We start from the raw sequence: 10,950 nt of genomic DNA, 5'->3' as shown, positions 1-10,950 counted from the left end.
GCTCATCGGCGGTTCAAGCCGGACAGCTGCCAGGCCAGACGGTGCCGAACGGCGGGGATCTTCCCCGCCAGCCTCAGGACCAGATTACGCAGCAGCCGCTTCCCGGACGCGGCCGTGGCCAGGGCGGTGAGCGTGCCGGCCAGGGCGACCACCTTCTCGGCCTGCGGCCGCTGGCCGGTGGCGTAGCCGTCGAGCAGGTCGGGCGAGGCGCCCCGCAGCACGCGGGAGAGGGTCTCGCCCAGGGTGACGGCGTCGTCGATGCCGAGGTTCATGCCCTGGCCGCCGGCGGGAGAGTGGACGTGCGCGGCGTCGCCGGCCAGCAGGACGCGGTCCTTGCGGTAGGTGGCGGCGATGCGGTGGTGCACGCGGAAGCGCGATCCCCAGAGGACCTCGTGCACGACGGCGGGCTCGGCCTCGGGCCCGCGTTCGTCCAGCAGCCGCTGGACGAACGCGGCATCGGGCCGCTGGGGCGCCTGGTCCACCGTGGCGACGATCCGGTAGGACCCGCCGGGCAGCGGCGCGACGACGACCAGCCCCGCGGGTGAGAAGTAGAGGATGACCTCGTTCCGCGGAACACCACCGGAAAGGCGCACGTCGGCGAGCGTGAACGACTCCTCGTAGGCGCCGCCGTCGAAGGCGATCCCGGCGCTCTCCCGGACCATGCTGTGCATCCCGTCGGCGCCGATCAGGTAGGCGGCACGGATCCGTTGCCCGTCGTCGAGGGTGGCGGTGACGCCTTCGGCGTCCTGCTCGATGCCGGTCACCGTGGCGGGGCGCAGCACCTTGCCGCCGAGCTCCGCCAGCCTGGCCAGCAGGAACGCCTCGGTGTCCGCCTGGGAGATCATCAAGGTGTAGGGGAAGGGCGTGTCCAGGCCGTCGAAGGGCACCGGGACGAGCACGCGGTCCCGGTCGCGGATGGTGAAGCGCGGGGTGTGGAGGCCGTGCGCGGTCATCGCCGACGCCACGCCGTACGGCCTGAGCAGTTCGAGGGTACGCGGGTGCACGACGGCGGCTCTGGAGGTGTTGAGGCTCTCGGCCTGCGCGTCCACGATCGTGACCTGGTGACCCTGCTGGGTCAGGACGATCGCCGCGGTCAGCCCGACGGGCCCGGCCCCAACGATCAGTACGTCCGAAACCATCGCTCCTCCTTGGTCAACGCTTGTTGGCATAACGCTAACCCCGGGCGAATTGGAAGTCAACAGGCGTTGGCCTACACTTGTTGACATGAGGAGATCTTCGGAGCAGACCAAGGCGCTCATCCTGGCCGCGGCCCGCGAGCGCTTCGCCGCGGACGGCTATGAGCGGGCGACGATCCGGGCCATCGCCACCGACGCGCGGATCGACCCCGCGATGGTCATGCGGTACTTCGGCAGCAAGGAGAAGCTGTTCGCCGTGGCGGCCGAGTTCGACCTGCGCCTGCCCGACCTGACCGGCATCGACCGTGAGCAGGTGGGCGCCGCCCTGGTGCGCCACTTCCTCGACCGCTGGGAGGCCGACGACGCGCTGCAGGCGCTCCTGCGTACCGCTGTCACCAACGAGGCCGTGGCCGAACGCATGCGCGCCATCTTCGCCGAGCAGCTCGCCCCGCTGGTCGTCAAGCTGACCGGCGACCCCGAGCAGACACCGACCCGCGCCGCGCTGATCGGCGCTCAGATTCTGGGCATCGCGCTGGTGCGGTACATCCTCGCCTTCCCGCCCGCGCGGCAGATGTCCGGCGACGAGACGGTCGCCTGGCTCGGCCCGACGATCCAGCGCTATCTCACAGGCCCCGCCCCGGCATAGACGGACGCCGACGGGCCTCCCCCAGCGCAGACGGACCGTCGGCGGGCCTCCCCCCGCGTTGACGGACCGTCGGCGGGCCTTCACAGCCGGGTGACGAACCAGTCCGTGGCCAGGCGGGCCACCTCCTCCAGCGTGCCGGGCTCCGCGAACAGGTGCGACGCGCCCGGCACGATCTCCAGCCGGACCTCGCCGGGCAGCCGCTGCCGCGCCCAGCGGTTGAGGTCGATGACCACCGCGTCGTCACCACCGACGATGAGCAGAGTGGGCTGGCGCACCTCGGCGAGGAAGTCGCCGGCCAGGTCGGGCCGACCCCCTCGGGAGACGACCGTACGCACCGCGTCCGGCCGCTCCGCCGCGGCGACCAAGGCCGCGGCGGCGCCGGTGCTGGCGCCGAAGAGCCCGATGCCGAGGTCCGCGGTCCTGGAGTCGGCCCCGGCCCAGTCGGTCAGCGTGGCCACGCGGCCGGCGAGCAGGCCGATGTCGAACCTGAGCTCACCGGTCACGGCGTCACGCCGTTCCTCCGCCGCGGTCAGCAGGTCGGCCAGCACGGTGACCAGGCCGGCGGCCTGGAGCTGCGCCGCGACGAACCGGTTGCGCGGGCTGTGCCGACCGCTGCCACTGCCGTGCGCGAACAGCACCACCCCGCGCGGCTCACCGGGCACGGCGACATCGGCGTCCAGCGCCACGTCACCGACCGGGATCCGCACCTCGGTTTCCGCGATGTCCATGGTCTCCCTTTCTCCCCCTCCCCTTCCCTCCCTTGGACAATCAGTCGCGGCTCCACTGGCTTGTCAGTGACCCTCGCTACAGTGCCGACATGGCAGCGAGCGCAATTGATTACAGCGGTCCAGGTGTCTTCACCCGCCTTGATGCCGATCAGTTACCACTCACCAAAGGCCTCCCGACCGCCCCAGTCGACATCTGCGAGATCGCCCAAGGCCTCGTCATCCAACCGCACGATGCCGCCTCCCTGCCGATCCCCCAGGAACGCCTGGCCGAGAAGAACCTCCGCAGCACAAGCGACATCATCCGATCGCTCACCAGCCTCGACCCCGCCCCACTGGATGTCCCACGGCCCGCGCACCTGCGAGTGGTAGGTACATGCCGCCACTTCGCCCTTCTCAGCTGCGCCCTTCTCCGCCTCCAGGGCATCCCCGCTCGCGCCCGCTGCGGCTTCGCCACGTACTTCGTCCCCGGCAAGAGCGTCGACCACTGGATCACGGAGTACTGGCGTACCGACGAACAACGTTGGGTGCGTATCGATACTGAGATCCTCGGCAGCCAAAACCTGGTCACCGCCCCCGAAGACCTGGCCACCGGAGAGTTCCTGACCGGCGGCGAAGCCTGGAGCCTCTATCGACAAGGCTCGGCCGACCCTGACTCGTTCGGCGTCACGGGAGTCGCGCACGCGTGGGGCGTGGCCGAAATCCGCGGCAACGCGATCCGCGACCTGGCGGCCCTGCAGAAGATCGAAATGCTGCCGTGGGACGAATGGGGCCGCATGGAGACTTCCTACCAGGGCGCCACCGGTCCCGATTACGACTCGCTCATGGACGTGATCGCCACGACCTGCGCCGCCGACAACCCCGAGGCCATGGCTCAGCTCTACGAGAGCGAAGACCTTGAGGTCCCGACGCACATGATCTACTGACTAAAGGCGAGCTGGCATCATGACCGAAACCCTGATCGACCTCGATGACGAAGCACCGGCCGAGGCCGCGAGGTTGCTCGGCACCTCATCCAAGAAGGACCCGGTCAACGCCGCCCTACGAGAGGTCGTTGACCGACGCAGACGGGCAGCGGCCGTAGCTCGTATGCGTGCAATGGTCGCGGCGGGTGAGATCGACTACTCGGCCCTGGACAAGGGCGATGGTGCACAGGTCGCTTGACGGAGCTGTATCTCATCGATACCGGCGCCATCTAATACAGCTGAATACGAGTGATGACACAGTGCGGCTCTGCCAGATCTACCACGACGACGTACTCGGCGACGCCCAAGTGGCCATCCTTACCGAGCGGGACCCTGCGCTGTTGCGGCCACTGAGCAGAAGCTGTATGTCCGGATATATCACCTTTCGTCTCGTTGATCTCAACGGACAGTTTGGCTATTGCCGAGAACAAGGTAGCGGCGCAGGTCAGCGGCGGCCGGAAGCGCAGCTGACGCAGGTCTTGGTGGCCGGGAGGATCATCAGGCGCTCGAAGGCGATGCGTTGCCCGCATCTCGCGCAGCTCCCGTAGGTGCCATCGCGTAGCCGCTCGAAGGCGAGGTCCAGCTCGGCGAGGTGGTTCAGGGCCTGGTCGAGGAGGGCTTGGACGTGGGCCCGCTCGAAGGCGGTGGACGTTCCCTCGGGGTCGTGCTCGTCGTCGGAGGCGGTCAACGCCGACGATGTGACGATCTCCTCCCGGTCACGGTCCAGGATGGCGACGCGGGCCGTGGTCTTCTGACGGTCCGCGTCGAGCAGTTCTCGTATGGTCGCCTGCTCCGAGGGGGAAAGCGCGGCGCGTTCGGTCATCACGCTTCTTCATCTTCCCCTCAGCCCGCGCTCATGCCTCTCGGAAAACTTCGTCTCCGTCGTTGACGATATTCCTTGCCCGGTCTATCGTCGTCTCTGCAAGAGACAATGTTCGAGGCGTGGTACTGATGGGATCCCAAGGAGGCCGTACAGACAAGTTGGTGCATCATGACCGAGCACTACCTCGGCGGAGTCGGCATCGCCGAGGCGCTGGGGGTGAGCCGGCACGCGGTGCACAAGTGGCGCTCCCGCTATCCGAGCGATTCGAGTCATCCGTTTCCCGAGCCCGACGTCGAGATCGACGGGGTTCCCGGCTGGCGGGCTGACCGACTGGACGAAATCGTGCAGTGGCGCAACGGCCTGCCAGGCCGCGGCGCGGGCGGAGGCCGTCCTTCCGCCGCACGTCAGGAGTACCTCAAGCACGCGGCGGCGCGTGGCCTGGAGCGGGGCGAAGCGCTGCGCACGCTCCTCACGTTCACCGAAGAGTTTCCCGAGATGACCGAGCCGGAGCTCTGCGCCTGGCTCATCGAGAAATGGCGCAGCTAGCGGTTCCCGGCACCACCACAAAGACCGGAAGGCGATGACGCATGCCCGAAATCGGCGGGGAGACCGCACCAGGATTCGAAGAAGTGCGTACGGCGTTCGCGGCCAATCTGGCCGGCAACCAGGAAGTGGGCGCGGCGGTAGGCGTCTACCTGCACGGTCGCAAAGTCGTCGACCTCTGGGGCGGAATCGCCGATCCCGAGACCGGCCGCCGCTGGGAGCGCGACACTTTGCAGGTCGTCTATTCCACCACCAAGGGCATCACCGCCGCCTGCGCGCACCTGCTGGCCCAGCGCGGCGAACTCGACCTCGACGCGCCCGTAGCCGACTGCTGGCCGGAGTTCGCGGCGAACGGCAAGGACCGCATCCCCGTCCGCTGGCTGCTCACCCACCAGGCCGGCCTGCCCACGATCGACCACCCGATCACCCCGGCCCAGGCGATCGCCTGGGAGCCGATGGTGACCGCGCTGGCCGCCCAGCGCCCGTCCTGGGAGCCGGGCACCGAACACGGCTACCACGGACACACCTACGGCTGGCTGGTCGGAGAGGTCGTTCGCCGGGTGACCGGCCGCAGCATCGGTACGTTCCTCGCCGAAGAGATCGCCGCGCCGCTCGACCTGGACCTGTGGATCGGGCTGCCGAAAGCCGAGCAGCATCGGGTCAGCCGGATCATCGCCGACCCGCCCGACCTGCAAGCCATGGCCGGCCTCGACCTGGACACCCTTCCCGAATCCGCTCGCGAGGTGATGAGAGCCTTCGCCGACCCGACGTCGTTGACCGTGCGGTCGTTGATGGGCGTCATCACGCCGCCGCTGGACCACAACGACCCCGACGAGCAGTCCGCCGAGATGCCCTCGACCAACGGCATCTGCACGGCCCGCGCACTGGCCCGCTTCTACGCCGCGCTCATCGGCGAGGTCGACGGGCAGCGCATCCTCTCCCCCGAGACCCTGGCCGCGGCGACCGCGGAGCAGGTCAGTGGTGTCGACCGCATCCTGCGGGTTCCCGTCCGGATCGGCACGGGTTTCGGGCTGCCGACACCCGACGCCTTCTGGTACAGCCCGACCGCCTTCGGGTTCCCCGGCTACGGCGGATCGCTCGGCTTCGCCGACCCGGCGAGCGGCCTCGCGTTCGGCTATGTCATGAACCACATCCAAGAGGGCGTACCGGACCGGCGAGCCGCCACCCTCCTCGATGCGGTCCACCGCGCCATGAAGACCCAGCCCTCCCTCTAGGCTTGCGGGCGTCCCGCATCACTCTCGCTGATTCTGGAGGCCGCTGTGGCGATGCCCAAGAAGGGGTCACGGCTCATCACCGTCGACGGCACCGTCTTCCGCTGGCGGGTCAGCCACAAGCCCACGTTCCGCGATGGCACCGGCTCCAGTCCCCTCACCTTCGCCGTCGAGCGAGCGCAGGAGCCGGGCAGCGTTCTCACGGTGACCCTCTCCTGCGCCCGGCCGGACAACTGGAACGGAGAGCGAACGATCGTGGTCCGTCCCGTCCTCGTCGCGGGATGCGTCCGGCGAGCCGTCGAACAAGGATGGAACTCCGGGCGGCCAGGCGCGACATTCACCCTCACCGTCACCGAGGACGAGCTGGCCGGGCTCCTGGGCGAACCGCCTCAGTATCTGATCCCCTTCCTGTGGGGCATGATCCCGGAAGGTGGCGGCATCAGAGATCTTCCTCGAGGCAGGCAAATCTGGCCCCGCGACGAACCGAGCACCGACGCTGAGCCGACAGCTAGTCGACGCAGCCCGGAATAGTGTTCAGCGGATTGCAATTGTCCGGGATGTTGTCACGGATAATCGAGTTCCGGATGACGACATTGGCGTTGCCGTTGGCTATTCCACCGCCGGCTGATCCCTTGTTCCGCGTGACCAGGACGCGATCGAGCGTGGTGGTTCCCAGGTTGGAGATGCCGCCGCCCAGGCTGCCGGATACGTTGTTGTCCACGGTGCTGGAGATAATGTGCGACACGCCGGTCACCTGGGTGTTCAGCCCACCGCCGTTGATCGGCGCACTGTTCCCGGCCAGGACGCTCTTGGACAGCGTCAGTGTCCCCGAGTTGAGGATCGCGCCGCCTCCGACGCCCATTGTCGAGTTCGCGTTGAGCCGACTGGAGAAGATCGTCGCTGTGGCGTCCGCATTATTGGCGAACGCGCCACCGTTTCCCGCGCGGTTGCCGGCAAGGGTGGTCTGGTCCAGAACCACGGTGCCCGCGTTGAGGATTCCACCGCCGAGGCCCGTCGTCCTTCCGCCCAGGATGGAGATCCTCTGGAATGAATTTAGCAAGAAAGCCCATCGGGCCGCCCCTATATAGAAATGGACATTTGTCCTGTCGGTAACGAATGACCTGTCGGCATCGCCGCCAATAGGGAAACATGCCTGGGCCTGGTGGATGTTCGGGGCGCATCATTGTTCGGAACAGTTGACCAAGATTTGCGGGCGCCTTTCATGGCTCTCCGGGCGCTACCAGGCCCGCGTGAAGTGCACTTCCCAGAAGCCCTTGTCGCCGGTTTCGAGTTCGGCGAGCCTCCGGACCGGCCGGCCCGCCCCGTCGAGTACGTCGACCATCCCGTCCCCGTACACCAGGAGATGGTCCTCGTTGAACCAGCCCCACAGCACGGTGCCCGTGGGCAGCGGCACCCGGGCCCGACGCTCGCCGGTGGCGGTGTCGAGCAGGCAGGCGGCGGTGGGCTTGCCTGGACAGACCGCGGCGAGCCGACGGCCCGAGGGGGAGAACCACTCGTCGGTGTTGACGGCCGCGGCGGCGTCCGGATACGTGCGCAGGACGGTGCCGTCGAGGGAGTACGCGCGGATCTGTGTCTTGCCGGCGATCCGGACGACCCCGGAGCCGTCCGGGAGCCACAGGTAGGGCTGGGTGCCGGCGCCCGGCGTGCCGATCCGGGTGAGCGTGCCGCGCCGCGCGGCGACGTCCACGACGACCGAGCCCACGGCCTCCTTGCCCGAGTACGCCGTCAGCAGCAGCCGCCTGCCGTCCCTGGACCATTGCGGAGACTTCACCTGGAGCAAGGCAGCCACGGTGGGGACGGAGAACTGCCGTCCCGTCGTACGTTCGGTGAACCGCACCTCATTGGCGTCCTCCCCCGCGAACTGCGGAAAGGCGTAGACGCCGGCGAACATGGTGCCATCCGGTGACAGGACCGTGTTCCGGTATTCGGCGAGTTGCCGGAACGTGTTGGTGCCGCGTTCGCGCACATATGCCGGGCTGCCGAGCTTCCCCTTCTCTTGATAGAGGTACGAGGTCAGCCGAATCGGGTCAGAGGGATGCTCGTAAACCGTGCCGGTGAGCCCAGGGACGGTGAACGTGCTGGTGGCCGCGGCGGGCGAGCCGCTCAGCCGGAGTGGCGGCGGCGAGGGTGTCGTCAGCGCGGGGCGCGACGGGTCGGCCGCGAGCCCGCGGGCCACCGCGACCAGGGCGAGCGCGACGGCGACGGCGCCCACTCCGGTGGCGAACCGGCGCCGGAGTGGCCTCGGAGACGGGCGCGCGGGCTCGGCGGCTGCGGTCCCCTCCTTCAGCACCCGGTCGGACGGGGGGAGACCGGCCGGGCGGCCGAGCAGCCGCAGCAGCACCTCACTGGCTCGGGGCCGGGCCGCCGGGTCCTTGGCCAGGCAGGCGGCGACGATCTCCCGCAACTCGCCGTCGAGCGTGCCGAGGTCGGCGTCCTGATACAGCACCCGGTTCACGATCGCGGCCAGCGAATCGGCGCCGAACGGCGGCCGACCGGTCGCGGCGAAGACCATGGTCGCGCCCCAGGCGAACAGGTCGCTCGCCGGTCCGGCCGGGACGTCGTCGAACTGCTCCGGCGCCATGTACGAAGGAGTCCCGATCGGCCCGCCCGCGGTCGCCTCACCGTCCACCACGCGGGCGATGCCGAAGTCGATGACCCGGGGCCCGTCGCCGGCGAGCAGCACGTTGCCGGGCTTGAAGTCGCGGTGCACCACTCCCGCCCGGTGGATCGCGACCAGCGCGGTGACCGTGCCGATGGCCAGCCGGTGCAGTTCGCGCCGTCGCAGCGGACCGCGTTCGCGCACCGCCTGCTGCAGCGACGGCCCGTCGACGTGTTCGCTGACGATGTACGGCACGCCGTCCGCCGTACCGGTGAGCAGGACCTGGGCGGTGCAGAACGTGGCCACTTGGGGCAGCACCTCTGCCTCCCGCCGGAACCGGGCCGCCGCCTCGGCGTCCGGCACGGCCCTCAACATCTTGATCGCGACCCGCTCGCCGTCGTCCCCCTCGGCCAGGAACACCACTCCCTGGCCGCCTTCGCCGAGCCGTCCCAGGATCCGGTAGCCGCCGAGGGCGGCCGGGTCCCCGGGGTGTGGCGACAGGGCGTTCGGCATTCCGGTCAGCTCCTGATGAAGTTCAGGCTCAGGATCTGTCCGCCGGTGCCTGTGATGTCGGCGAGCACGCGGACCTGCTTTCCGGTGAAATCGGTGATGTACAGGCGGAAGGTGTTCTTACCGGACCAGGCGGCGTTGATGAGGTGGGCCTCGTCGTACCAGCCGATGGTGAAGTCGTGGACCGAGCTGGGGACGGAGTACCGGCGTGCTCCGGTGGCGGTGTCCCAGACGCACGTCGGGCCGTGCCTGCAACTGGTGGTGACGAACAGCCGGCCCGTCGGGGAGAACCATTCCTCCCCGATGGGGTGGCCGACCCAGTGCATGGTGCGGGTCACGTGGCCGGCCAGGTCCCGGAAACGTACGCCCAAGAGGGCTTGCGGCGTGAGGTAGTGGCCGGCGACACCGTTGCCGTCGGGGGTCCAGTGGTAGGTCGGCGAGACGGGGTCGCGTTCGCTCGGCTCGGGCTCCGAGGTGGGCACGAACGTCGAGGTCCGCGCCATGATGTCGAGGACCACGAAGCCGCCGGTCCGGGCGGACTTGTTCTGCTGCCAGTTCGGTATGACCGTGAGCAGCAGGCGGCGGCTGTCACGCGACCAGTAAGGGTTCCGGGCGATGTCGGGGGTCGCGGCGACGGGCAGGGTGAAGCGGGCGCCGGTACGCCGGTCGGTGACGACGACGTCCTGGTGATCCGACACGGGGAAGTAGAAATCGTTCAGGGTGGCCAGCCAGCGGCCGTCGGGAGAGACGGAGGCGGAGATGTTCTGTCCGTCTACGCGTTCGAATTTGTCCGAGTCCGGCACCCGCACATAGGAGGCTGTCTCATGCTTCTCCCCGCCTGCGGCGTACGAGGCCAGTTTGATCGGGTCGGCGGGGTTCTCATACAGGGTTCCTCCGCTGGGCAGGGCGATGCGCTTGGTGGCCCGCGGCACCGGTCCGGTCGACGCCGCCGCAGGCGTGGACGCGACAGCCGGAGCCGACACGGCGGGCGTAGCGGCGGCGGCCATGGTGGGCCTGGGCACGGGCCGGTCTTGGGTGGCCAGGTACGTGACGCCTCCCGAGACCAGCGCGATCGCCAGACCGGCCGCGGAAAGAACCAGCACACGGGACCGGAGCCGGCGGGCAGGCGCCTCCGGTGGGGCGGCGGGGAGCGCGACGTCCAGCACCCCGGAATAGCCGATCAGCCGCAACAGCGCGTCCGTGGCGGTGGGCCGATCAGCCGGCTCGGCAGCCAGACAGTCGGCCACCAGGTCGCGCAGCGCCCCCTCCAGCAGGCCGAGATCGGCCGCGCCGTGCAGCAGCCGGTTCACCCTTGCTGTGGCCGAGCCGCCGCCGAAGGGCGACTGACCGGTCGCGGCGAAGGCCATCGTGGCGCCCCACCCGAACATGTCCGCGGGCTGCGCGGCGGGCAGCCCCTTCAACTCCTCCGGGGTGCTCCAGGTCAGCGTGCCCGCGTCCACAGTCGCCTCGTCGAGGCCGAGCGGGTCGCGCCCGCCTTGCACGGGGTGACGCAGCCGGGGGCCGTTGGGGCCGAGCAGCACGGTGTCGGCCCGTACCGCGCCGTGGAAGACGCCCGCCTGGTGCAGCGCCGCCAGGCCGGTCATGGTGGTGACGGCCAGCCGCTGCAGCTCCGCGCCGGTGAGCGGCCCGCGCGAGCGGATCTCCTCCTCCAGGGTGGGCCAGCCGGTCTCCTCGCCGATGATGTAGCCGAGATCGGTGATCTCCTCAAGCGGACCGTCCGTCATCGCGA

General features: G+C 69.3%; 12 protein-coding genes. 6 read left to right on the top strand and 6 right to left on the bottom strand.

Annotation, left to right across the window (positions count from 1 at the left end):
• Positions 1 to 2: 2 nt before the first annotated feature.
• Positions 3 to 1,139, bottom strand: coding sequence for an FAD-dependent oxidoreductase (locus ACGFNP_RS27810; RefSeq protein ID WP_358313675.1), 1,137 nt, complete (start codon positions 1,137 to 1,139; stop codon positions 3 to 5).
• 85 nt (positions 1,140 to 1,224) lie between these two features.
• Here ACGFNP_RS27810 and ACGFNP_RS27805 point away from each other — a divergent pair, with 85 nt between their 5' ends.
• A complete protein-coding gene (locus ACGFNP_RS27805) occupies positions 1,225 to 1,782 on the top strand; it encodes a TetR family transcriptional regulator (protein WP_358313678.1) in 558 nt (185 codons plus the stop codon).
• An 80-nt stretch (positions 1,783 to 1,862) separates the two neighbouring features.
• Here the strand turns inward: ACGFNP_RS27805 and ACGFNP_RS27800 are convergent, their stop codons facing one another.
• Complete coding sequence (locus tag ACGFNP_RS27800; protein WP_393323794.1) at positions 1,863 to 2,510, bottom strand: dienelactone hydrolase family protein; 648 nt, start codon at positions 2,508 to 2,510, stop codon at positions 1,863 to 1,865.
• Positions 2,511 to 2,599: 89 nt separating this feature from the next.
• On the opposite strand from ACGFNP_RS27800, the gene ACGFNP_RS27795 reads away from it, so the two are divergent.
• Together ACGFNP_RS27795 and ACGFNP_RS27790 are read left to right on the top strand one after the other, a co-directional pair.
• Complete coding sequence (locus ACGFNP_RS27795; protein WP_393323791.1) at positions 2,600 to 3,433, top strand: transglutaminase-like domain-containing protein; 834 nt, start codon at positions 2,600 to 2,602, stop codon at positions 3,431 to 3,433.
• Between the two features lie 19 nt (positions 3,434 to 3,452).
• Complete coding sequence (locus ACGFNP_RS27790) at positions 3,453 to 3,671, top strand: type II toxin-antitoxin system VapB family antitoxin (protein WP_393323788.1); 219 nt, start codon at positions 3,453 to 3,455, stop codon at positions 3,669 to 3,671.
• 246 nt (positions 3,672 to 3,917) lie between these two features.
• Here ACGFNP_RS27790 and ACGFNP_RS27785 read toward each other — a convergent pair whose 3' ends face one another.
• Entirely contained in the window at positions 3,918 to 4,295 is a 378-nt protein-coding gene (locus ACGFNP_RS27785; protein WP_358313687.1) for a TraR/DksA C4-type zinc finger protein, read from the bottom strand.
• Positions 4,296 to 4,463: 168 nt separating this feature from the next.
• Between ACGFNP_RS27785 and ACGFNP_RS27780 the strand changes: the two genes are divergently transcribed.
• From ACGFNP_RS27780 to ACGFNP_RS27770, 3 genes are read left to right on the top strand one after another with little or no spacing between them, the layout of a single operon-like run.
• Positions 4,464 to 4,841: a hypothetical protein gene (locus ACGFNP_RS27780; protein ID WP_358313689.1), complete on the top strand. Its 378-nt coding sequence runs from the start codon at positions 4,464 to 4,466 to the stop codon at positions 4,839 to 4,841.
• 41 nt (positions 4,842 to 4,882) lie between these two features.
• Complete coding sequence (locus ACGFNP_RS27775) at positions 4,883 to 6,073, top strand: serine hydrolase domain-containing protein (RefSeq protein ID WP_393323784.1); 1,191 nt, start codon at positions 4,883 to 4,885, stop codon at positions 6,071 to 6,073.
• Positions 6,074 to 6,118: 45 nt separating this feature from the next.
• Entirely contained in the window at positions 6,119 to 6,601 is a 483-nt protein-coding gene (locus tag ACGFNP_RS27770; protein ID WP_358313695.1) for a hypothetical protein, read from the top strand.
• Here ACGFNP_RS27770 and ACGFNP_RS27765 read toward each other — a convergent pair.
• The 3 genes from ACGFNP_RS27765 to ACGFNP_RS27755 all read right to left on the bottom strand — a co-directional run bounded on the left by ACGFNP_RS27765 (position 6,579) and on the right by ACGFNP_RS27755 (position 10,945).
• Positions 6,579 to 7,049, bottom strand: a complete 471-nt coding sequence (locus tag ACGFNP_RS27765; protein WP_393323781.1) for a hypothetical protein — start codon at positions 7,047 to 7,049, stop codon at positions 6,579 to 6,581. The genes ACGFNP_RS27770 and ACGFNP_RS27765 overlap by 23 nt on opposite strands.
• Positions 7,050 to 7,307: 258 nt before the next feature.
• The gene (locus ACGFNP_RS27760) at positions 7,308 to 9,203 is read right to left on the bottom strand and encodes a protein kinase (protein WP_393323778.1); all 1,896 of its coding nucleotides are present in this window, start codon (positions 9,201 to 9,203) and stop codon (positions 7,308 to 7,310) included.
• A gap of 5 nt (positions 9,204 to 9,208) precedes the next feature.
• On the bottom strand, positions 9,209 to 10,945 hold the full coding sequence (locus tag ACGFNP_RS27755; protein WP_393323774.1) for a hypothetical protein: 1,737 nt from the start codon (positions 10,943 to 10,945) through the stop codon (positions 9,209 to 9,211).
• Positions 10,946 to 10,950: the final 5 nt, after the last annotated feature.

It is taken from the genome of Nonomuraea sp. NPDC049269, assembly GCF_043197155.1.
In the GTDB taxonomy this organism is placed as follows: Bacteria; Actinomycetota; Actinomycetes; order Streptosporangiales; family Streptosporangiaceae; genus Nonomuraea.
Note: the sequence above shows the minus strand (reverse complement) of the source record. Positions and strands in the feature narration are given on the sequence as shown.

Coding starts and splice junctions, on each gene's coding strand:
- ACGFNP_RS27810 (WP_358313675.1), bottom strand. CDS start 1,139: ATGGTTTCGGACGTACTGATCGTTGGGGCCGGGCCCGTCGGGCTGACC.
- ACGFNP_RS27805 (WP_358313678.1), top strand. CDS start 1,225: ATGAGGAGATCTTCGGAGCAGACCAAGGCGCTCATCCTGGCCGCGGCC.
- ACGFNP_RS27800 (WP_393323794.1), bottom strand. CDS start 2,510: ATGGACATCGCGGAAACCGAGGTGCGGATCCCGGTCGGTGACGTGGCG.
- ACGFNP_RS27795 (WP_393323791.1), top strand. CDS start 2,600: ATGGCAGCGAGCGCAATTGATTACAGCGGTCCAGGTGTCTTCACCCGC.
- ACGFNP_RS27790 (WP_393323788.1), top strand. CDS start 3,453: ATGACCGAAACCCTGATCGACCTCGATGACGAAGCACCGGCCGAGGCC.
- ACGFNP_RS27785 (WP_358313687.1), bottom strand. CDS start 4,295: ATGACCGAACGCGCCGCGCTTTCCCCCTCGGAGCAGGCGACCATACGA.
- ACGFNP_RS27780 (WP_358313689.1), top strand. CDS start 4,464: ATGACCGAGCACTACCTCGGCGGAGTCGGCATCGCCGAGGCGCTGGGG.
- ACGFNP_RS27775 (WP_393323784.1), top strand. CDS start 4,883: ATGCCCGAAATCGGCGGGGAGACCGCACCAGGATTCGAAGAAGTGCGT.
- ACGFNP_RS27760 (WP_393323778.1), bottom strand. CDS start 9,203: ATGCCGAACGCCCTGTCGCCACACCCCGGGGACCCGGCCGCCCTCGGC.
- ACGFNP_RS27755 (WP_393323774.1), bottom strand. CDS start 10,945: ATGACGGACGGTCCGCTTGAGGAGATCACCGATCTCGGCTACATCATC.